The following is a 21,317-nucleotide window of genomic DNA, read 5'->3' as shown; positions in this document are numbered from 1 at the left end:
GTTGACCTGCGGAGCACCACGGGCATCACCGAGGATCACGCCGAGGACCCGGGCAGGGTGCTCGTGCGAGGACTGGCGGGCGACCCGCATCGCGTCGGGCGCGCCGTCCTCGTCGACCACGATCACCAGCGTCATCACCATCCCCATGGCCGGACTGCCGGCCCGGATCCGTGCGGCCACGAACTCGGCCGCGATCTTCGACGCGTTGGTCTCGATCAGCTCGATCATGGTCGCCTCCATGCACGTCCGTCACGGGCCAACATCTTGTCCGCGGAAGGCGGCCCCCAGGTGCCCGCTTCGTACTGGTCGGGCCTGCCCTTGGCGGCCCAGTGGTCCAGCACGGGGTCGAGGATCTGCCAGGACCGCTCCACTTCTGCGTGGCGTGGGAACAGAGGCGGGTCGCCGAGGAGTACGTCGAGGATCAGTCGCTCGTAGGCCTCCGCGCTGGACTCGGTGAACGAGCCGCCGTAGGCGAAGTCCATGTTCACGTCGCGGATCTCCATCGCGGTGCCGGGCACCTTGGAACCGAATCGGATCGTCATGCCCTCGTCCGGCTGGATCCGGATCACCAGTGCGTTGTGGGTCAGCTCCTCGGTCGCGGTCTTCGCGAACGGGAGGTGCGGTGCGGGCTTGAAGACGACGGCCACCTCCGTCACGCGCCGGCCGAGCCGCTTGCCGGTGCGGAGGTAGAAGGGCACTCCGGCCCAGCGCCGGTTGTCCACGTGCAGGGTGACCGCGGCGTACGTCTCGGTGGTCGACGTCTTCCGGACGCCCTCCTCCTCGAGGAAGCCGATGACCTTGTCGCCGCCCTGCCAGCCGGCGGCGTACTGGCCACGCGCGGTGGTGAGGTCGAGGCGGCGCGGGAGCGTGACCGCCGAGAGCAGCTTGAGCTTCTCGACGCGCAGGCTCTCGGCGTCGAACGACGTGGGCTCCTCCATCGCGACCAAGGACATCAGCTGCATGAGGTGGTTCTGGATCACGTCGCGCGCGGCGCCGATGCCGTCGTAGTAGCCGGCGCGGCCGCCGATGCCGAGGTCCTCGGCCATGGTGATCTGGATGTGGTCGACGTAGTTGGAGTTCCAGATCGGCTCGAACATCGCGTTGGCGAAGCGCATCGCGAGGATGTTCTGGACGGTCTCCTTGCCCAGGTAGTGGTCGATCCGGAAGATCGAGCCGGAGGGGAACACCTCGGCCAGCGTGGTGTTCAGCTCGCGTGCCGACTGCAGGTCGTGGCCGAACGGCTTCTCCACCACCACCCGGCGCCAGGAGCCCTCGGCCGCCTGCGCCAGCCCGTGCTCCTTCAGCTGTCCGACGACGTTGCCGAAGAATCCGGGCGGGATCGCGAGGTAGAAGGCATGGTTGCCGCCTGTGCCACGGGCCTCGTCGAGCTCCTCGATCGTGCGTCGCAGGGTGTTGAACGCGACGTCATCGTCGAAGTTGCCCGGGACGAAGCGGAAGCCCTGGGCGAGCTGCTTCCAGACCTCCTCCCGGAACTCCGTGCGGGCGTGCTCCTTGACCGAGTTGTGCACGACCTGGGCGAAGTCCTCGTCGGCCCAGTCGCGTCGGGCGAACCCGGTGAGGCTGAAGCCCGGTGGCAGGAGCCCGCGGTTGGCGAGGTCGTAGATCGCCGGCATGACCTTCTTGCGTGACAGGTCGCCGGTGACCCCGAACAGCACCATGCCGCACGGTCCCGCGATCCGTGGCAGACGCCGATCCTGGGGGTCTCGCAGCGGGTTGACCCAGCGGGTCGTCGGGGGCGTCATCGGCGACGGTTCTCCTGGTAGTAGGCGATCAGGGATCGGGTGGACTCGTCCTGACCCGCCAGCGCCTCGGCGTCCCCGGCGATGGCCGGACCGACCTGCTGGGCCAGCTGCTTGCCGAGCTCCACTCCCCACTGGTCGAAGCTGTCGATGCCCCACACGGCACCCTGGGTGAAGGTGATGTGCTCGTACAGCGCGACCAGCTGGCCGAGCACGGACGGCGACAGCTCCGGCGCCATGATCGAGGTGGTCGGCCGGTTCCCGGTGAAGACCCTTGCCTGCACGATCGCCTCCGAGGTCCGCTGTCCCGGATCTTCTTGGGCCCGCACCTCGTCGGCGGTCTTGCCGAACGCGAGCGCCTTGGTCTGGGCGAAGAAGTTCGCCAGGAAGAGCTCGTGCACGTCGATGCTCTGCCCGTCATGGGTGTCCTTGAGCGGGTACGCCGGGTTGGCGAACGCGATGAAGTCGGCGGGGATCAGTCGGGTGCCCTGGTGGATCAGCTGGTAGAACGCGTGCTGCCCGTTGGTGCCGGGCTCGCCCCAGAACACCTCGCCGGTCGTCGTGGTGACGGCGCTGCCGTCCCATCGCACACCCTTGCCGTTCGACTCCATCGTCAGCTGCTGGAGGTACGCCGGGAACCGGTGCAGCAGCTGGGAGTAGGGGAGCACCGCGTGACTCTGGGCGCCGAGGAAGTTGGCGTACCAGACGTTCAGCAGGCCGAGCAGCAGCGGCACGTTCCGAGCGGGTTCGGTGCTGCGGAAGTGCTCGTCCATCGCATGGAACCCGGCGAGCAGCTCGGCGAAGCGCTCGGGGCCGATGGCGACCGCGAGCGACGTACCGATCGCGGAGTCCATGGAGTAACGGCCGCCGACCCAGTCCCAGAAGCCGAACGCGTTCTCGGGATCGATGCCGAACGCCGCCACCCGGTCGAGCGCGGTCGACACCGCGACGAAGTGCTTCCTGACCGCCTCGGCCGGGTCGGAGCCGCTGAGTCCGCCGAGCAGCCAGGCCTTGCAGAGGCGGGCGTTGGTGAGCGTCTCGAGCGTCCCGAAGGTCTTGCTCGACACGATGAACAGGGTGGTCGCCGGATCCAGCCCGGCGAGCGTGGTCGCTGCGTCCGTGGGGTCGATGTTCGAGATGAAGCGGCACTCGAGCCCGTCCTGGCGGTACGGCGCGAGCGCCTCGTAGGCCATCACCGGTCCGAGGTCTGATCCACCGATGCCGATATTGACCACCGTGGTGATCCGCTCGCCGGTGACACCCGTCCACGAGCCGCTACGCACGCTGTCGGCGAACGCGTAGACCCGCCGGAGTACGTCGTGCACGTCGGCGACGACGTCCTGGCCGTCGACCTCCAGGTGCGCGTCGGCCGGGAGCCGGAGCGCGGTGTGCAGCACGGCCCGGTCCTCGGTGACGTTGATGTGGCGACCGGCGAACATCTCCTCGCGCCGAGCCGTGACCCCGACCTCGTCGGCGAGCGCCAGCAGCGCGGTCAGCACGTCGTCGTCGAGCAGGGACTTCGACAGATCGATGTGGAGATCGGCCGCCTCGAACCCGAGTCGGGTCACCCGGTCGGGATCGGCGTCGAACCACGCCCGCAGATCCGGCGTGAAGCCGTCCGCGATCTCGGCGAGGCGTGCCCACGCCGCGGTGGTGGTGGGGTCGACGGGGGACTCCGTCACGACTGCGACTTGGCCGCTTCCAGGGCCTGGGCCACCGTCTCGCCCAGCTCGGACCAGGCCTTGATGAACTTGTCGACGCCTTCCTTGATCAGCACCGCGATCACGTCGTCGTAGTCGATGCCGGCGTCGGCCAGCGCGCGCAGGTGTGCGGCGGCGTCGTCGTAGAACGGCCGGATCCGGTCGCCCCGGATATCGCCGTGGTCGGCCACCGCGTCCATGGTCTTCTCGGGCATCGTGTTGACGGTGTCCTCGACGACCAGGTCGACGACGTACATGGTGTCGTCGTAGTCGGGGTTCTTCACGCCGGTCGAGGCCCACAGCGGCCGCTGCAGCCGGGCGCCGTCCGCCTCGAGGGATGCCCAGCGGTCACCGGTGTAGAACTCCTCGAACGCCTTGAAGGCCAGCCGTGCGTTGGCGACGCCGGCCTTGCCCTTCAGCGACGGGTCGGTTCCCGGCCCGGAGGTGGCGGCGTCCAGGCGCTTGTCGATCTCGGTGTCGACGCGGGAGACGAAGAACGACGCGACCGAGTGGATCGTCGACAGGTCGTGGCCGTTGTCCCGGGCCTTCTCCAAGCCGGCGATGTGGGCCTCCATCACGTCGTGGTACTGCTGGAGACCGAAGATCAGGGTCACGTTGACGCTGATCCCGGCGGCAAGCGTCTCGGTGATCGCCGGGCAGCCCTCCTTGGTGCCGGGGATCTTGATGAACAGGTTGGGCTCGCCGACGGTCTTCCAGAGGTCGCCCGCCTCCGCGACGGTGCCTTCGGCGTCGTGAGCGAGACCGGGGGACACCTCGATCGACACGCGTCCGTCGACGTGGTCGGTGGCGTCGAAGACCGGACGAAGCACCTTGCAGCCGTCCCGGACGTCGTCGGTGGTGAGGACCCGGACCGTCTCGTCCGTGTCGGCGCCCCGGGCGGCGAGCTCGCGGATCTGCGGGTCGTAGCGCTCGCCATCGTTGAGCGCGGCCTGGAAGATCGAGGGGTTGCTGGTCACCCCGACCACATGGGAGTTCGCGACGAGCTCGGCCAGGTTGCCGGTCTCCAGGCGCTCGCGCGAGAGGTCGTCGAGCCAGATGGAGACCCCCGCGTCGGAGAGCTGCTGCAGGCGGTCGGTCATGTTCCACTCCTCTTTCGTGGGAAGCGTCAGTCGGTGGCGCTCCGGATGCTGTCCTGGGCCGCCGCGGCGACCGCCTCGGCGGTGATGCCGAACTCCTGGTAGATCCGCGCGTAGTCGGCGGACGCGCCGTAGTGCTCCAGCGAGATGATCCGGCCGTGGTCGCCCACGACCTCCCGCCAGCCCTGCGCGACTCCTGCCTCGACCGAGACCCGTGCCTTCACGGTCGGCGGAATCACCGTCTCCTGGTAGGAAGCCTCCTGGGCATCGAACCATTCCCGGCACGGCATCGAGACCACGCGTGCGCGTACGCCGTCCGCGGCGAGCAGGTCGCGCGCCTTCACCGCCAGCTGCAGCTCGGACCCGGTGCCGACGAGCACGACGTCGGGCAGCCCGCCCTCGACATCGAGCAGTACGTATCCGCCGCGGTGGACGTTGCTGGTGTCGGAGTAGCCGTCGACCCCGCGTGGGAAGGTCGGAAGGTTCTGCCGGCTGAGGATCAGGCCGGCCGGGCGGTCGGTCTGCTCGAGGATCGTCTGCCAGCACGCCACGGTCTCGTTGGCGTCGGCCGGCCGCACGATGTCGAGGCCGGGGATGGCTCGCAGGGCCGCGAGGTGCTCCACGGGCTGGTGGGTGGGGCCGTCCTCGCCGAGGCCGATCGAGTCGTGCGTCCAGACGTAGGTGACCGGCAGCTTCATCTCGGCCGAGAGCCGGACGGCACCCCGCATGTAGTCGGAGAACGTGAGGAACGTGCCGCCGAAGACGCGGGTGCCGCTGTGGGCGGCGATGCCGTTCATGATCGCGCCCATGCCGTGCTCGCGGATGCCGAAGTGCAGCACCCGACCGGCCAGCGGGTCGGCCTTCCACATCTTGGTCGCGCGGTCGCCGGGCAGGAACGACGGGACGCCCTCGATGGTGGTGTTGTTGGAGCCGGCCAGGTCGGCCGAGCCTCCCCAGAGCTCGGGGATGTGTTCGGCGAGGGCATTGATCACCTTGCCTGAGGCGACCCGGGTCGCGATGCCCTTCTCATCGGCCTCGAACGTCGGCAGGTGGTCGGCCCAGCCCTCGGGCAGGGTGCGCGTCTGGAGGCGCTCGAACAGGGCCACGTCGGCCGACGGCTTCTTGGACCACGCGGTGAACGCGTCGTCCCACTCGGACTGCGCAGCCTTGCCGCGGTCGACCGCCAGCCGTGTGTGGTCGAGCACGCCCGGTGGCACCTCGAAGTTGAGCGCCGGGTCGAAGCCGAGCACCTTCTTGGTGGCGGCCACCTCGTCCTCGCCCAGCGCGGAGCCGTGGGCCTTGCCGGTGTTCTGCGCGTCCGGAGCGGGCCAGGCGATGATCGTGTGCAGGACGATGAAGCTCGGCCGGTCGGTGACCGCCTCGGCGGCGCGGATCGCGGCGTACAGGGCCGGGACGTCCTCCTCGTACGTCGTCCCGCCGTGAGTCCAGTCGACGTGCTGGACGTGCCAGCCGTACGCCTCGTAGCGCGCGCCGACGTCCTCGGCGAGCGCGATGTCGGTGTTGTCCTCGATCGAGATCCGGTTGTGGTCGTAGATCAGCGTGAGGTTGCCCAGCTGCTGGACGCCGGCGAGCGCGGAGGCCTCCGCGGAGACGCCTTCCTGGATGTCGCCGTCGGAGCACAGCGCGTAGATGTGATGGTCGAACGGTGAGTCTCCGAGCGCGACGTTCGGGTCGAGCATGCCGTGCATGCGCCGGGCGGCCATCGCCATCCCGACCGCGTTGCCGACGCCCTGTCCGAGCGGGCCGGTGGTGGTCTCGACGCCGGCGGTGTGGCCGTACTCCGGGTGGCCGGGGGTCTTGCTGCCCCAGGTGCGCAGGCTCTTGAGGTCGTCGAGCTCGAGCCCCCAACCGCCCAGGTACAGCTGGATGTAGAGGGTCAGGCTCGAGTGCCCGCAGCTGAGGACGAAGCGGTCGCGGCCGGGCCAGTGGGGATCGGCCGGGTTGTGCCGCATAACCTTCTGGAACAGGAGATAGGCAGCGGGCGCGAGGCTCATCGCAGTGCCCGGGTGACCGTTGCCGACCTTCTGGACGGCATCCATGGCCAGGACTCGGACGGTGTCGACGGCCGTGTCGTCGAGCTCGTTCCAGTCCAGCTTGGCGGGTGTCGTGCTCACGCGGAGTCCCTTTCCGAACGGGTCGGATCCATGCCCATGCGGGCACCTGCTCAGGCGTCTCCGAGCCTACTCAGGTCGGGAGATAGACTGCGAGGCGCCTGCTCACGACCCACTCGTACCCGAGGACCCTGTGTGACATACGTCGGCCACCGCGCGGCCAGCGATGCGCCAGAAGCGACTCGGACGACCGGACCCGGCACCTACCGAGACGTCGTCTCGGCGTACGTCGGGCTCACCAAGCCGCGGGTCATCGAGCTGCTCCTGCTGACGACCGTCCCGGTCATGTTCTTCGCGGCGGGCGGGGTCCCCGATCTCGGTCTCGTGGTCGCCACCGTCGTGGGCGGCGCTCTCTCGGCCGGCTCGGCGTCGGCCCTGAACTGCGTCTACGACCGTGACATCGACGAGCAGATGCGGCGTACTCGTCGTCGCGCCATCCCGCGCCACATCGTCACGCCCCGGGCGGCCTTGACCTTCGGCGTCGTGCTGGGGGCGCTGGCGACCGTGATCCTGTACGTCTGGGTGAACCCGCTGTCGTCGCTGCTCTCGGTGGTGGCCGAGTGCTTCTACCTCTTCGTCTACACGATGCTGCTGAAGCGGCGTACGACGCAGAACATCGTCTGGGGCGGGCTGGCCGGCTGCTTCCCGGCCCTGATCGGCTGGACCGCGGTCACCGGCCACCTCGCGTGGCCCCCCGTGGTGCTGTTCCTCGTCGTGTTCTTCTGGACACCGCCCCACACCTGGGCGCTGGCGCTGCGCTACCGCGAGGACTACGCCGGTGTCGACGTCCCGATGCTGCCGGTGGTGGCGCGAGCCGAGGTCGTGGGTCGTCAGATCGTGATCTACAGCTGGGTGATGGTGGCGACCTCGCTGCTGCTCTGGCCGGTCGCCGGGACCGGCCTCCTCTACCCGGTGGTGGCCGCGGTGCTGGGCGGGGCGTTCCTGGTGCAGGCGCACCGGATGTGGGCGCGCACCCGCGGCACCGAGGACCTCAGCGTGATCAGGCCGATGGTGCTGTTCCACGCCTCGAACCTCTACCTGTCACTGCTGTTCGTGGGCGTCGCACTCGAGCCTCTGCTGCACTGACCGGGCAGCTCCGTCCGGTCGGTGCCCCTGGCCGACACCTGCTGTTCACCAAGAAATGGGCTGTGTGAGGCAACCGAACACGCCTACTGTGCGTCGGTATAGGTACGACGGTTGGCCTGCCCACGGGGGTGCAGGCCGATCGTCGTCCACTTTCTTCGCTCGGTCACCCCAGTGCCCCGCGCCGCGTCGCCCCGGTCGCCACGTCGGGCGTCGGCGCCGGCTCGCGCACCGTGACCAGCAGCCACGTCGCCGCCGCGACCACCAGCCCGGCACCGAGCATGTGCAGCATGACCACGGCCACCGGCAGCCCCGCGAAGTACTGGATGAACCCGACCGCGGCCTGGGCCACCTCGACCGCCGCGAGGGCGGTGACCGGTCGTAGGTCGCCGCCGGTCGCGCGAAGCGCGAACCACATCCCGACGGTGAGACCGATCAGGAGGAACACCAGGTCGGCATGGAACTGGCTGACCTGCAGCGGGTCCAGGCCGTTGCGCGGTGAGCTGGCATCACCAGCGTGGGGGCCGGAGCCGGTGACCACGGTCCCGGCGTAGATGACCAGCCAGGTCGCGGCGTACGTCGTCCACGCGAGCGTGGGGACGACCCCGGTGGCCGGTGCGACCGGCGGATGGTCGAGCCGGTGCAGGAAGAGCACCGCGAGGGACACGATCGCCAGGGAGAGCACGAGGTGGAGCGAGACGACCCACGGGTTCAGGTCCGTGAGCACGGTGATCCCACCGAGCACGGCCTGGGCCGGGATCGCCAGAGCCAGCACCACCGCCAGCCTCAGCAGGTCCGGTCGGCCGAGCTGACGAGCGGCTTGGCGGGCCGCGACGAACGTCGCGACCGCGATCGCGACGAGGACGAACGTCAGGGTGCGGTTGCCGAACTCGACCAGCTGGTGCGGCCCGATCTCACCATGCGGGGTGAACGACGAGTCGGTGCAGCGCGGCCAGGTCGGGCAGCCGAGTCCGGAGCCGGTCAGGCGCACCGCACCGCCGGTCACGATCAGCAGGATGTTCGCGACGAGGGTGGCCCACGCGAGCCGACGCAGCACTCCGCTGGTTCTCGGGGGGCTCACTCCCATCGGAACGTCTTCGCGGTGAGGAAGGTGCCGAGCGCGCCCCACAGGAGCAGCACCCCGAGGTCGCGCCAGGCGACGCCGCCGTCGAGGCAGGCGTGCCGCATCGCGCCACCCATGGCCCCGGAGGGGAGCCACGCGGTGACGTGGCCGAACGCGCCGTACGACGAGCTCGGGAGCACGACCGCGCCGGCAGCCAGGAACAGCAGGTAGATCAGGTTGGCCGCCGCGAGCGTGGCCTCGGCGCGCAGGATGCCGGCCACGAACAGCCCGAGCGCCGCGAACGTGCCGGTGCCGACGACCACGGCGAGGAGGGCGCCGAGGAGCCCGTCGGCCGGATCCCAGCCGAGGGCGAGGCCGACGACCATGATCACGGCGACCTGCATCGCCTCGACGACCAGCAGCCCGCCGACCTTGCCCGCGAGCAGTCCGGACCGGGGGAGCGGTGACGAGCCGAGGCGCTTGATGACGCCGTACCTCCGCTCGAAGCCGGTCGCGATCGCCAGCGAGGTGAACGCCGTCGACATCACGGCCAGTGCGAGCACGCCGGGGGTGAAGACGTCCACCGGACGGTGCGCCAGGTCGAGGCTCAGGTGGGCGGCACCCTTCACGCCACCGATCAGCACGATCACCGGGATCACCACGGCGAGCAGGAGCTGCTCGCCGTTGCGCAGCATCAGCCGGGCCTCCATCGCGGACTGGGCCGCCACCATCTGCAGGAACGGCGCAGCGCCGGGGCGTGGGGAGAGGTCGAGCTCGTCGAGGCTCACGACGCGAGCTCCCGTCCGGTGAGCTCGAGGAAGACGTCCTCGAGGGTGCGCTGACCGAGGGTCAGCGACTCCGGGAGGACGCCGTTCTCCTCGCACCAGCGCGAGACGACCGCCAGGCTGGAGGCGTCGGCCGGGCCGGTGACCACGATGCTCAGCTCGTCGAGCAGCATCACCTCGACCCGGTCGCCCAGCGCGCGCCGCAAGGACAGGGGGGCGTCCGGAGGGAACGGCTTGGTGACGACCAGTCTGATGGTCGCGGAGTGCCCGCCGCGGGTGAGCTCGAGCGGGGACCCGCTGGCGATCAGGCGGCCGTGGTCGATGATGTGGATCCGGTCGGCGAGACGCTCGGCCTCCTCCATGTAGTGCGTGGTCAGGACGACGGTGACGCCGGCACCGCGGAGCTCCTCGAGCAGCTTCCACGTGGTACGGCGAGCGGCCGGGTCCATGCCGGCGGTCGGTTCGTCGACGAACGCGATCTCGGGACGTCCGACGATTGCCATCGCGAGTCCCAGACGTTGTTGCTGGCCCCCCGAGAGACGTCGGTACGGCGTGCGCCCGCACTCGCCGAGGCCGAGCCGCTCGGACAGCGCGTCGAGGTCGAGCGGGTGGGCGTGCAGCCGGGCGATGTGGCGCAGCATCTCGTCGGCCCGCACGCCGCTCCACGCCCCGCCCCCCTGGAGCATGACGCCGATCCGGGGGAGCAGCGCGCGCCGGTCGGTCACCGGATCGAGCCCGAGCACCCGCACCGCCCCGGCGTGCGGGCGCCGGTATCCCTCGGCGGTCTCGAGCGTGGTGGTCTTCCCGGCACCGTTGGGGCCGAGCACAGCGGTGATGGTGCCCCGGTCCACGGTCAGCGACAGCCCGTCGACGGCGACCTTCTCGCCGTACCGCATGACCAGCCCGTCGATCGCGACGGCCGGGCCTGCTCCGTCACGAGTGGGCCGCGCGGGCGGAGGGGCTGACACGCGCCAAGTGTAGGAAGCGCGCTAGGCCTCGACCATGTCGGGCTCGTCGCCTCCGCCCTGCAGCCCGTCGAACGCCGCCGGCGGCTCGCGCCACACGTCGGAGCGCGGGTTCTGGATCTCGCGCCAGACGCGCTCGGCCGTGCAGGGCAGGTCGATGTGCTTCACGCCGAGGTGCTTGAGCGCATCGACCACGGCGTTCTGCACGGCCGGGGTGGCGCCGATGGTCGCGGACTCCCCGATCCCCTTGGCGCCGATCGGGTTCACCGGTGTCGGAGTCTCGGTGTTCGAGGCCTCCAGCATGATCCCGTCCGCCGCGGTCGGGATGGCGTAGTCCGCGAACGAGCTCGTGATCGGCGTGCCGTCCGCGTCGTACACCATCTCCTCCCAGAGCGCCTGGCTGATGCCCTGGATGCCGCCGCCGTGCTGCTGGCCGGCCACGATCAGCGGGTTCACGATGCGACCGCAGTCGTCGACGAGGATGTGGCGCAGCGGCTTCACCTGGCCGGTCTCGGTGTCGACCTCCACGATCGAGACGTGGGCGCCGAACGGGAACGTCGCGCCGTCCTGGGTGTAGTCCGTGTCGACGCCGAGTCCGCCGTCGTGCTCATGGGCGTAGGGAGCCAGCTGCTCCCACGAGACCGCCACGTCCGGGACCCCGGCGACGGTGAAGACGCCGTCCTCGAGTGAGATGTCCGCGGGATTGGCCTCGAGCATCCGGGCGGCCACCGCGAGGGCCTGGTCGCGGGTCTCGTCGGCGGCCTTGCTGACGGCGCTCCCGCCGAGCTGAAGCGACCGCGAGCCCCCGGTGCCGCCGCCCGTGCGGACGACCGCGGTGTCGGACTGGCGGTAGCTGATCTTCTCCAGCGGGATGCCGAGGGTGTCCGCGACGATCATCGAGAACGACGTCGCGTGTCCCTGGCCGTGCGCCGACGTGCCCGCCATCACGGTGGCGGAGCCGTCCTTGTGGATCTGCACGGAGCCGAACTCCGACCCGCCGAAGCCGGTGATCTCGACATACGTCGCCAGGCCGATGCCGAGCAGCTTCGTCTCGCCGGCGTCGATGCGGCGCTGCTGCTCGACGCGGGCCGCGTCGATGTCCGCGATCCGCATCGCCTCTTGAAGTGTGAGCTCGTAGTCGCCGACGTCGTAGGTCTGGCCGGTCTGCGTCCGGTACGGGAAGGCGTCCTTCGGGATCAGGTTCTTCCGCCGGATCTCGTCGGGCAGGATGCCGAGCTCCTGGGCGGCGAGGTCGAGGACGCGGTCGATAGCGGCCGCGGCCTCGGGCCTTCCCGCGCCGCGGAACGCGCCGACGGGCGCGGTGTTGGTCATCACCGCGATGGCGTCGAAGCGCATCCGCGGCACGACGTACGGACCCGGCGTCATGATGTACGTCGGGCCGACAGCCAGGGCGCCGCCGAAGCCGGCGTAGGCGCCGCACTCGCCCAGCACTCGCAGCCGCAGGCCGGTGATGGTGCCGTCGTTCCTCACGCCGAGCTCGGCGTACTGCACCTGCCCTCGGCCCTGCATGGACAGCATCGCCTCGCTGCGCGTCTCGACCCACTTCACCGGCCGCCCGAGCCTGCGAGCGGCGATCGCGATGGCCGCGTGGTCGGAGCTGGTGCCGGCCTTGCCGCCGAAGGCGCCGCCGACGTGGGGCGCCACGATGCGCACGTGCTCCGCCTCGACCCCGATCGCCTTGGCGAGCAGGTCCTTGGCCATGTGGGGGTGCTGGGTCGACACCCACGCCTCGATGCCCGTGTCGGTGGGCCGGACCAGGATCGCGTTGCCCTCGATCGGAGCGGTGGCGATCCGCTGGTTGACCATCCGTACCCGGGCCACGTGGTCGGCGTCGTCGAGGACGTCCGCGGTGTCCTTGGCGGCCCGGATCGTGGCGATGTTGGAGCCGATCGCCTCGAACTGCAGCGGCGCGCCGTCGGCCAGCGCCTCCTCCATGTCGATCACGGCCGGCAGGTCGTCGTAGTCGACGTCGACGAGCTCCGCGGCGTCCATCGCCTTCGCCCGCGTCTCCGCGACCACGAGGGCGACCGGGTCGCCGGCGTACCGTGCCTTGTCCACCGCCAGCGCCGCCCGCGGCGCCAGCTCGTTCACGTTCGCGAAGCTGGCGAGCCCCTCGCGGCCGAGGTCGTCGGCGGTGAAGACGCCGAGCACCCCGTCGGCCTTCGCCGCCTCGGCGGTGTCGATGCCGGTGATCCGCGCGTGCGCGAACGGGCTGCGGACGAAGACCGCGTGCGCCACGCCCTGGCTCTGGAGGTTGTCGACGAAGGTGCCCTTCCCGAGCAGCAGCTCCTCGTCCTCGACGCGGCGGACCTCGGTTCCAAGGATCGATCCCGGCATGGCCGCCACCCTACCGCCCTAACCGGCGACGCTCTCCGGTAGGACGCCTCGGAAAATCAGGGTTAGGTGACCCTTACTTGAATCACCCAAAACATTAACGGCACACTGGTGTTGTGGAATTCGAAGGGACAGTGGTCGAGCCGACCGCCGGGGACCAGCCGACGCGCGAGCGCGTGGTGCGGTCGATCCTGGTGGACGGACCTTCGACGGCCGCGGCCCTCGCCGACCGGCTCGACCTGACGCCGGCCGCCGTACGCCGGCACCTCGATCATCTCCTCGCCGAGGGCGCCCTCGAGGCGCGAGACCCGCGGCCGACCGCGACGCGTGGTCGGGGCCGTCCGGCCAAGGTGTTCGCGATCACCGAGACGGGCCGCGACCACTTCGACCAGCAGTACGACGACCTCGCCGTCCAGGCGCTGCGCTACCTCGCGGAGACCGGCGGCGACGAGGCCGTGCTCGAGTTCGCCCGCCGCCGCGTGGCCTTCATCGAGCGCGACTACGCCGCGGTGACCGCGGCCGACCCGGGGCTCACGCCGGCCGAGGCCCTGGCCCGGGTCCTCTCCAGCGAGGGGTACGCCGCATCCGTACGCTCGCTGCCCCTGCTCGACGGGCTGGCCGCCGGCGACCAGCTGTGCCAGCAGCACTGTCCCGTGTCCCACGTCGCCCACGAGTTCCCGCAGCTGTGCGAGGCCGAGACCGAGGCGATCGGCCGGGTCCTCGGTCGCCACGTCCAGCGCCTGGCCACCATCGCCCACGGCGACGGCGTCTGCACCACCTGCATCCCGCACACCCCCCAGTCCACGACGAAAGTAGGCACTCGATGACGTCCATCGCTGAGTCCGACGGCTCGACCAAGGTCGAGCAGCTCAACCCGGAGCTGAAGGGCATCGGCCGCTACCAGTTCGGTTGGGCCGACCGCGACGACGCCGGGGCTGCCGCCACGCGCGGCCTGAACGAAGACGTCGTACGCGACATCTCCGGGAAGAAGTCCGAGCCACAGTGGATGCTCGACCTGCGCCTGAAGGGCCTGAAGCTCTTCGGCCGCAAGCCCATGCCCACGTGGGGCTCCGACCTGTCGGGCATCGACTTCGACAACATCAAGTACTTCGTGCGTTCCAGCGAGAAGCAGGCCGCCTCGTGGGAGGACCTGCCCGAGGACATCAAGAACACCTACGACAGGCTCGGCATCCCCGAGGCGGAGAAGCAGCGCCTGGTCGCCGGAGTCGCCGCACAGTACGAGTCGGAGGTCGTCTACCACTCGATCCGCGAGGACCTCGAGGCGCAGGGCGTGATCTTCAAGGACACCGACACCGCGCTGAAGGAGCACCCGGAGCTGTTCCAGGAGTACTTCAACACCGTGATCCCGGTCGGCGACAACAAGTTCGCCGCGCTGAACACCTCGGTCTGGTCGGGCGGCTCCTTCATCTACGTGCCGCCGGGCGTGCACGTCGACATCCCCCTGCAGGCCTACTTCCGGATCAACACCGAGAACATGGGCCAGTTCGAGCGGACCCTGATCATCGTCGACGAGGACGCCTACGTGCACTACGTCGAGGGCTGCACTGCGCCGATCTACTCCAGCGACTCGCTGCACTCCGCGGTCGTCGAGATCATCGTGAAGAAGGGCGGCCGCTGCCGCTACACGACCATCCAGAACTGGTCGAACAACGTCTACAACCTGGTCACGAAGCGGGCCACGTGCGAGGCGGGCGCCACCATGGAGTGGGTCGACGGCAACATCGGCTCCAAGGTGACGATGAAGTACCCCGCGATCTACCTGCTCGGCGAGCACGCCAAGGGCGAGACCCTGTCGATCGCCTTCGCCGGCGAGGGTCAGCACCAGGACGCCGGGGCCAAGATGGTCCACGCCGCCCCGAACACCTCGAGCTCGATCCTGAGCAAGTCGGTGGCGCGCGGCGGTGGGCGCACGTCGTACCGCGGGCTGATCCAGATCAACGAGGGTGCCCACGGCTCGAAGTCCAACGTGCTGTGCGACGCGCTCCTGGTCGACCAGGTCTCGCGCTCCGACACCTACCCGTACGTCGACATCCGCGAGGACGACGTGTCCATGGGCCACGAGGCGAGCGTGTCGAAGGTCTCCGACGACCAGCTCTTCTACCTGATGTCGCGCGGCATGGCCGAGGACGAGGCGATGGCGATGATCGTGCGCGGCTTCGTCGAGCCGATCGCCAAGGAGCTGCCGATGGAGTACGCCCTCGAGCTCAACCGCCTGATCGAGCTGCAGATGGAAGGGGCTGTCGGCTGACGGCCGTGCCCACCCGTCGTACGTCTGGAAAGAGAGAGTCCACAAGGTGACAGCCGTTGCCGACGCGCTCGAGCTCGAACGCGTCGATTCCCACCTGCACCCGGAAGGGTCCTTCGAGGTCGACGACCACGCGGTGCCGACCGGTCGCGAGGAGATCTGGCGGTTCACGCCGCTCAAGCGCCTGCGCGGCCTGCACAGCGACGCTCCGCTCGACGGCTCTGGCGTCGGCGCTGCCTACGACGTCCCCGATGGCGTCGTGGTCGAGCGGCTCGAGGCCGGGGATGCGCGCCTGGGGGCCAGCGGCTTCGTGCCGACCGACCGGATCGCCGCGCGCGTATGGCGCGAGGCGGGCCGGCGCTTCGCCGTGACGATCCCCGCGGACGCCGAGCTCGACCGACCGGTCCTGGTCACGCTCACCGGCACCGACGTCGAGCACGCGACCGCGACCCACGCCGTGATCACCGCCGGACGCCACAGTCGAGCCACCGTCGTGCTGCGGTTCGTCGGGTCGGCCACCCTGGCCGACAACGTCGAGATCGTGGTCGCCGACGGCGCCCAGCTGACCGTGGTCAGCATCGACGACTGGGAGGACGACGCCGTCCACGTGGGTCACCGGCATGCCCAGGTCGGTCGCGACGCGCACTTCAAGCACGTCGACGTCACCTTCGGCGGGAGCGTCGTACGCCACGACACCACCGCGGAGTACGCCGGCCCCGGCGGCGACGTCGAGATGCTCGGCCTCTACTTCGCCGACGCCGGTCAGCACATCGAGCACCGGCTGTTCGTCGACCACACCGCTCCGCAGACCAAGAGCCACGTGACCTACAAGGGCGCGCTGCAGGGCGAGGGTGCCCACACGGTCTGGATCGGGAACGTGCTGATCCGCAAGGTCGCCGAGGGCATCGAGACCTACGAGGAGAACCGCAACCTCGTCCTCACCGACGGCTGCCAGGCCGACTCCGTGCCCAACCTCGAGATCGAGACCGGCGAGATCAAGGGCGCGGGCCACGCATCAGCGACCGGTCGGTTCGACGACGAGCAGCTGTTCTACCTGCGCTCGCGCGGCATCGCCGAGGACGAAGCACGCAGACTCGTCGTACACGGGTTCTTCAACGACCTGATCCGCCGGATCGCCGTTCCCGAGCTCGAGGAGCAGCTCGCCGCGACCGTCGAGGCGGAGCTGGCCAAGAATGTCCTCTTACCCACGACGTCTCGGGGTGATGAGTCTTGAGCTTCGAGCGCGCCTGCTCCCTCGACGAGTTCCGCGAGGGCGAGGCCATCGCCGCCGTGATCGGTGACCAGGAGATCGCGGTCGCCAGGGACGGCGACGAGTTCTTCGCCGTCGAGGACATCTGCTCCCATGCCGCGGTCGCGCTGAGCGAGGGCGAGGTCGAGGGCTGCACTCTCGAGTGCTGGCTGCACGGTTCGCGCTTCGACCTGCGCACCGGCAAGCCGACCGGTCTGCCGGCTACCGAACCCGTCTCCACCTTCCCGGTCGAGGTACGCGGCAACGACGTGTACGTCGACGTCACCACCACCCTGAACGGAGTACGACCCCAATGAGCATCCTGGAGATCAAGGACCTCCACGTCTCGGTCCACACCGACGACCCGTCAGTGGCCGACAAGGAGATCCTCAAGGGGGTCACGCTGACCATCAAGGACGGCGAGACCCACGCGATCATGGGCCCCAACGGCTCGGGCAAGTCGACCCTGGCCTACTCGATCGCCGGCCACCCGAAGTACACGATCACCTCGGGCTCGGTCACCCTCGACGGCCAGGACGTGCTGGCGATGAAGGTCGACGAGCGGGCCCGGGCCGGGCTGTTCCTGGCCATGCAGTACCCCGTCGAGGTGCCGGGTGTCTCCGTGTCGAACTTCCTGCGGACCGCGAAGACCGCGATCGACGGTGAGTCGCCGAAGCTCCGCACCTGGGTCAAGGACGTCAACTCCGCGCTCGAGCAGCTCGACCTCGACGCGTCGTTCGCGCAGCGGTCCGTCAACGAAGGCTTCTCCGGTGGCGAGAAGAAGCGCCACGAGATCGCCCAGCTGGAGCTGTTGAACCCGAGGGTGGCGGTGCTCGACGAGACCGACTCCGGTCTGGACATCGACGCGCTGAAGATCGTGGCGGAGGGCGTCAACCGCTTCCGCGCGCAGGAGGGCAAGGGCGTCCTGCTGATCACCCACTACACGCGGATCCTGCGCTACATCCAGCCCGACTACGTCCACGTCTTCGTGGCCGGACGGGTGGCCGAGTCCGGCGGTGCCGAGCTCGCGGAAGCGCTCGAGGCCGAGGGTTACGACAAGTACGTCAAGGCCGCGGCGGTGTGAGTGAGTCGAAAGGAAACCTGATGGAGGGTCTGCTCCCGGATCTGGACGTCGTCCGCAAGGACTTCCCGATCCTGTCGCGCGTGCTGGCCGGTGCTGATGGAGGCGGGCAGCCGCTGGTGTACCTCGACTCGGCGAACACCTCGCAGAAGCCCCAGGTGGTGATCGACACGATGGTCGACCACCTCGAGCGGCACAACGCCAACATCGCCCGGGCGATGCACCAGCTCGGCGCCGAGGCGACGGCGGCCTACGAGGACGCCCGCGACAAGGTCGCGGCCTTCCTGGGTGCCCCGGACCGCGACGAGGTGATCTTCCTCAAGAACGCCACCGAGGCGCTCAACCTCGCCGCGAGCACGATGGCCTGGGCGGGGGAGCGGCAGGTCGGTCCCGGTGACGAGGTCGTGATCACCGAGATGGAGCACCACTCCAACATCGTGCCGTGGCAGCTGCTCTGCGAGCGCACCGGCGCGACGTTGCGCTGGTTCGGCGTCACCGACGAGGGCCACCTCGACCTGTCGAACGTCGACGACCTGATCAACGAGCGGACCAAGGTCGTCTCGCTGGTCTGGGTCTCCAACATGCTCGGCACCGTCAACCCGATCGGCGAGATCGCGCGCCGCGCCCACGAGGTCGGCGCCCTCGTCGTGGTGGACGCCTCCCAGGCGGCGCCCCAGCTGCCGATCGACCTCGCGGCCATGCCCGAGGAGGATCGGCCCGACCTGCTGGCCTTCACCGGCCACAAGGTCGTCGGCCCCACCGGCATCGGCGTGCTCTGGGGCCGTCGGAGCGTGCTCGACCAGCTGCCGCCGTTCCTCGGTGGTGGCGAGATGATCGAGACGGTCACGATGGAGCGCTCGACGTACGCGCCCATCCCGCACAAGTTCGAGGCGGGGACACCTCCGATCGTCGAGGCCGTCGGGCTCGGCGCCGCGGTCGACTACCTGTCCGTACTGGGCATGGAGAGCGTCCATCGGCACGAGCAGGCCATCACGGCGTACGCCCTCGACGGTCTGGCCACCGTGCCCGGCTTGAGGATCCTGGGGCCGCTCGATGTGGCGCAGCGCGGGGGAGCGATCTCGTTCGAGATCCCGGGCGTCCACCCGCACGACGTGGCGACGGTCCTGGACAGCCGCGGCATCGCCGTCCGAGCCGGTCACCACTGCGCGAAGCCGGCCCATCAGCGGTTCGGCGTGCAGAGCTCGACGCGGATGTCGTCGTACCTCTACACGACGCCGGCGGAGATCGACGCGCTCGTCGAGGGCCTGGAATACACGCGCAGCTACTTCAAGTTGGATTGACCATCATGCCTACGGATCTGGATGCCCTGTACCAGGAGATCATCCTGGACCACTACAAGAACCCCCACCACAAGGGCCTGCGCGAGCCCTTCGAGGCGGAGGTCCACCACGTCAACCCGACGTGCGGTGACGAGGTGACGCTCCGGGTGCACCTCGCGGACGGGCCGGAGGGAAAGCTGGTCGAGGACGTGTCGTACGACGCCCTCGGCTGCTCGATCTCGCAGGCCTCCGCGTCCGTGCTGACGGACCTCGTGATCGGCAAGGCGGTCGACGAGGCGATGGAGATCCACGAGGAGTTCCTGAACCTGATGCAGGGCAAGGGACAGGTCGAGCCGGACGAGGACGTGCTGGAGGACGGCATCGCGTTCGCCGGAGTCGCGAAGTTCCCGGCTCGGATCAAGTGCGCCCTGCTGTCCTGGATGGCCTGGAAGGACGCCACGACGACCGCCCAGATGGAGGAGACGAAGTGACCACCAACACGACCGATCACGGCGACCTGCCCGACGTGCCCGAGGCCTCCGGTGCGCCGGCCGGCTCGGTGACCACGATCGAGGACGTCACCGAGGCGCTCAAGGACGTCGTCGACCCCGAGCTCGGGATCAACGTCGTCGACCTCGGCCTGGTCTACGGCGTACACCTCGACGATCACACCAACGCGGTCATCGACATGACTCTGACGTCGGCGGCGTGCCCGCTCACCGACGTCATCCAGGACCAGACGAACACCGCCCTGGAGGGCATGGTGAACGACGTCGCCATCAATTGGGTCTGGATGCCCCCGTGGGGCCCGGACAAGATCACCGACGACGGCCGCGACCAGCTGCGGGCGCTGGGGTTCAACGTCTGAGGCTCGCCAGCCGCGCCGGCCGAGAGCTCGGCCGCAGGTAGTTGGTCACGCGCCGTAGGAAATCTCAGGGGCGCCGAGGCATCTCCTGCTGCGACACTTTCGCGCATGCAGGTCGAGCAGCACCTGGCGGCGCTCCGCGAGGCGGTCGACGCGTTCGCCACCTCAGCCACGACGGCGGGGCTCGAGGAACCCGTTCCGACCACGCCCGACTGGGACGTACGCCGCTTGGTCGCGCACCAGGGAGTCGTCCACCGTTGGGCGACGGCACAGCTGCTCGGGGAACAGCTGGACCCGGACGCGGTCGAGCGCGAAGGGCTGGACGCCAAGGATTCGGTCGCCTGGCTGCGCCTCGGCGCCGATCGACTCGTCGAGGCGATCCGGGCCGCGCCGGACGAGCTCGAGGCGCTGTCCTTCCAGGCCGGCTCCCCGGCGCCGAAACGGTTCTGGGCGAGGCGACAGTGCCACGAGACGACGATCCATGCCGTGGACGCGCTGTCGGCCGAGCTCGGCCGCTACCCCCGGGCGGCCGATACCCGGATCGGTACCGACGTCGCCCTGGACGGCATCGACGAGCTGCTCACCGGCCTCCTCGCACAGCCGCACTCGCACGTGCGCGCCGACGAGCCGATGACGATCGCGGTGCTGCCCGAGGACGCCGACGAGCGCTGGCTGGTCGCGGTCAGCCGACAGGCGCCGGTCACCACGCGCGGTCTCGGTGACGAGGAGGCCGACGTCGTACTGCGCGGCCCGGCCGTCGCGCTCTACCTGGCCCTGTGGAACCGGAGCGACGAGATTCGCGACGAGAGCCTCGACCTGTGGGCCGAGAGTGCCCGCGTCACGTGGGGCTGACCGGTCGATGACCGAGGTCCTCGTGCCGGTGGCCCGTCTCGTGCGCTGGGTCGACAACTTCGCCCACCGGCACGGCCACACCGAGCTCACGGTCGCTGACGGGGCGCTGACCGGGCGGGCCGCCGACGGCTCGACGTTCACCGCCAGGCTGCCCTTCGAGACCGCGTACGCCGGACCGGCGGCCCCCGGAGCCTTCGCGGCCGCGGTCGCCGTCCCTGACCGGTGGGGGATCGTGCTCGCCCGCAAGGGCGGCTTCGCGGTGGCCCGGCTCGCCGGGGAGAAGATGGTGGAGCACAAGGTCGGCCAACGCCATGTGCAGGGCCGGACCAAGGCCGGGGGCCAGAGCCAGCAGCGGTTCGCCCGGCGGCGCGACAACCAGGCGCGCCAGGCCTACGAGGCGGCCGCCGAGCACGCGGCGCGGATCCTCGGCGGGGCGGCCATGCCGCTGGTCACCGGAGGCGACCATGCGGCGGTCGACGAGGTGCTCGCCGACCCGCGGCTGCACGGGCTGACCGTGACCGCACCGTGGCTACCCGTCCCGGACCCGCGCCGGGCCGTGCTCGAGTCCGCGATCGCGGACGCCCGGTCCGTTCGCATCGACGTGGTGAACGCCTGACCGACAGTTGCTGTTGGTCGAGCCACGGTGTCAGGCGGATTGGGTGAGGGTGCGGGTGCCGGTGTGGTCGACGAGGTAGTGGGTGCCGTGGGGGTCTCGCCAGAGGTGGATGCCGGGGAAGGGTTGCTTGACCCTCCATCGTCCGTGGGTCTTGAGGCGGTGGTGGGG

The 21,317-nt window shown here is 69.9% G+C and carries 19 protein-coding genes and 1 pseudogene; 11 read left to right on the top strand and 9 right to left on the bottom strand.

The annotated features are described in order from the left end of the window. The 5 genes and pseudogenes from VGJ24_RS03295 to tkt all read right to left on the bottom strand — a co-directional run. Positions 1 to 228 (bottom strand): annotated as a pseudogene (locus tag VGJ24_RS03295) (oxidoreductase); the annotation flags it as partial. Further along, positions 225 to 1,763: a glucose-6-phosphate dehydrogenase gene (gene zwf, locus VGJ24_RS03290; protein WP_331499063.1), complete on the bottom strand. Its 1,539-nt coding sequence runs from the start codon at positions 1,761 to 1,763 to the stop codon at positions 225 to 227. The pseudogene VGJ24_RS03295 and the gene zwf, both read right to left, overlap by 4 nt. Beyond that, on the bottom strand, positions 1,760 to 3,442 hold the full coding sequence (gene pgi, locus VGJ24_RS03285; RefSeq protein WP_331499062.1) for a glucose-6-phosphate isomerase: 1,683 nt from the start codon (positions 3,440 to 3,442) through the stop codon (positions 1,760 to 1,762). Before pgi ends, zwf begins: the two co-directional genes overlap by 4 nt. Beyond that, entirely contained in the window at positions 3,439 to 4,560 is a 1,122-nt protein-coding gene (gene tal, locus VGJ24_RS03280) for a transaldolase (protein WP_331499061.1), read from the bottom strand. The genes pgi and tal overlap by 4 nt, the downstream gene beginning before the upstream one ends. 26 nt (positions 4,561 to 4,586) lie before the next feature. Then, positions 4,587 to 6,617: a transketolase gene (gene tkt, locus VGJ24_RS03275; RefSeq protein ID WP_414691035.1), complete on the bottom strand. Its 2,031-nt coding sequence runs from the start codon at positions 6,615 to 6,617 to the stop codon at positions 4,587 to 4,589. Between the two features lie 207 nt (positions 6,618 to 6,824). On the opposite strand from tkt, the gene VGJ24_RS03270 reads away from it, so the two are divergent. After that, a complete protein-coding gene (locus VGJ24_RS03270; protein ID WP_331499059.1) occupies positions 6,825 to 7,775 on the top strand; it encodes a heme o synthase in 951 nt (316 codons plus the stop codon). Positions 7,776 to 7,938: 163 nt separating this feature from the next. Here the strand turns inward: VGJ24_RS03270 and VGJ24_RS03265 are convergent, their stop codons facing one another. The 4 genes from VGJ24_RS03265 to VGJ24_RS03250 are packed head-to-tail and all read right to left on the bottom strand — an operon-like array spanning position 7,939 to position 12,943. Next, on the bottom strand, positions 7,939 to 8,859 hold the full coding sequence (locus tag VGJ24_RS03265) for a COX15/CtaA family protein (protein ID WP_414691034.1): 921 nt from the start codon (positions 8,857 to 8,859) through the stop codon (positions 7,939 to 7,941). Beyond that, the gene (locus tag VGJ24_RS03260) at positions 8,850 to 9,623 is read right to left on the bottom strand and encodes an ABC transporter permease (RefSeq protein WP_331499057.1); all 774 of its coding nucleotides are present in this window, start codon (positions 9,621 to 9,623) and stop codon (positions 8,850 to 8,852) included. The genes VGJ24_RS03265 and VGJ24_RS03260 overlap by 10 nt, the downstream gene beginning before the upstream one ends. Beyond that, positions 9,620 to 10,588, bottom strand: a complete 969-nt coding sequence (locus VGJ24_RS03255) for an ABC transporter ATP-binding protein (RefSeq protein ID WP_331499056.1) — start codon at positions 10,586 to 10,588, stop codon at positions 9,620 to 9,622. Before VGJ24_RS03255 ends, VGJ24_RS03260 begins: the two co-directional genes overlap by 4 nt. A gap of 21 nt (positions 10,589 to 10,609) precedes the next feature. Beyond that, positions 10,610 to 12,943 carry a xanthine dehydrogenase family protein molybdopterin-binding subunit gene (locus VGJ24_RS03250; protein WP_331499055.1) on the bottom strand — a complete coding sequence of 778 codons (2,334 nt, stop codon included), beginning with the start codon at positions 12,941 to 12,943 and terminating at the stop codon, positions 10,610 to 10,612. Between the two features lie 113 nt (positions 12,944 to 13,056). Between VGJ24_RS03250 and VGJ24_RS03245 the strand changes: the two genes are divergently transcribed. From VGJ24_RS03245 to VGJ24_RS03200, 10 genes are all read left to right on the top strand, one after another. Continuing rightward, positions 13,057 to 13,767: a helix-turn-helix transcriptional regulator gene (locus tag VGJ24_RS03245; RefSeq protein WP_331499054.1), complete on the top strand. Its 711-nt coding sequence runs from the start codon at positions 13,057 to 13,059 to the stop codon at positions 13,765 to 13,767. Beyond that, positions 13,764 to 15,209, top strand: a complete 1,446-nt coding sequence (sufB, locus tag VGJ24_RS03240) for a Fe-S cluster assembly protein SufB (RefSeq protein WP_331499053.1) — start codon at positions 13,764 to 13,766, stop codon at positions 15,207 to 15,209. Before VGJ24_RS03245 ends, sufB begins: the two co-directional genes overlap by 4 nt. 46 nt (positions 15,210 to 15,255) lie before the next feature. Continuing rightward, positions 15,256 to 16,440, top strand: coding sequence for a Fe-S cluster assembly protein SufD (gene sufD, locus VGJ24_RS03235; RefSeq protein ID WP_331499052.1), 1,185 nt, complete (start codon positions 15,256 to 15,258; stop codon positions 16,438 to 16,440). After that, positions 16,437 to 16,772, top strand: a complete 336-nt coding sequence (locus VGJ24_RS03230) for a non-heme iron oxygenase ferredoxin subunit (RefSeq protein ID WP_331499051.1) — start codon at positions 16,437 to 16,439, stop codon at positions 16,770 to 16,772. Before sufD ends, VGJ24_RS03230 begins: the two co-directional genes overlap by 4 nt. After that, positions 16,769 to 17,539: a Fe-S cluster assembly ATPase SufC gene (gene sufC, locus VGJ24_RS03225; RefSeq protein WP_331499050.1), complete on the top strand. Its 771-nt coding sequence runs from the start codon at positions 16,769 to 16,771 to the stop codon at positions 17,537 to 17,539. The genes VGJ24_RS03230 and sufC overlap by 4 nt, the downstream gene beginning before the upstream one ends. A 20-nt stretch (positions 17,540 to 17,559) precedes the next feature. After that, positions 17,560 to 18,837, top strand: a complete 1,278-nt coding sequence (locus VGJ24_RS03220) for a cysteine desulfurase (RefSeq protein WP_414691033.1) — start codon at positions 17,560 to 17,562, stop codon at positions 18,835 to 18,837. Between the two features lie 5 nt (positions 18,838 to 18,842). Beyond that, a complete protein-coding gene (gene sufU / locus VGJ24_RS03215) occupies positions 18,843 to 19,307 on the top strand; it encodes a Fe-S cluster assembly sulfur transfer protein SufU (RefSeq protein WP_331499049.1) in 465 nt (154 codons plus the stop codon). A 26-nt stretch (positions 19,308 to 19,333) separates the two neighbouring features. Then, on the top strand, positions 19,334 to 19,684 hold the full coding sequence (locus tag VGJ24_RS03210; RefSeq protein WP_331499064.1) for a metal-sulfur cluster assembly factor: 351 nt from the start codon (positions 19,334 to 19,336) through the stop codon (positions 19,682 to 19,684). A gap of 105 nt (positions 19,685 to 19,789) precedes the next feature. Next, positions 19,790 to 20,533: a maleylpyruvate isomerase N-terminal domain-containing protein gene (locus tag VGJ24_RS03205; RefSeq protein ID WP_331499048.1), complete on the top strand. Its 744-nt coding sequence runs from the start codon at positions 19,790 to 19,792 to the stop codon at positions 20,531 to 20,533. A gap of 7 nt (positions 20,534 to 20,540) precedes the next feature. Further along, positions 20,541 to 21,149, top strand: coding sequence for an acVLRF1 family peptidyl-tRNA hydrolase (locus VGJ24_RS03200; protein ID WP_331499047.1), 609 nt, complete (start codon positions 20,541 to 20,543; stop codon positions 21,147 to 21,149). Positions 21,150 to 21,317 lie beyond the last annotated feature (168 nt).

It is taken from the genome of Nocardioides sp., assembly GCF_036493135.1.
In the GTDB taxonomy this organism is placed as follows: domain Bacteria; phylum Actinomycetota; class Actinomycetes; order Propionibacteriales; family Nocardioidaceae; genus Nocardioides.
Note: the sequence above shows the minus strand (reverse complement) of the source record. Positions and strands in the feature narration are given on the sequence as shown.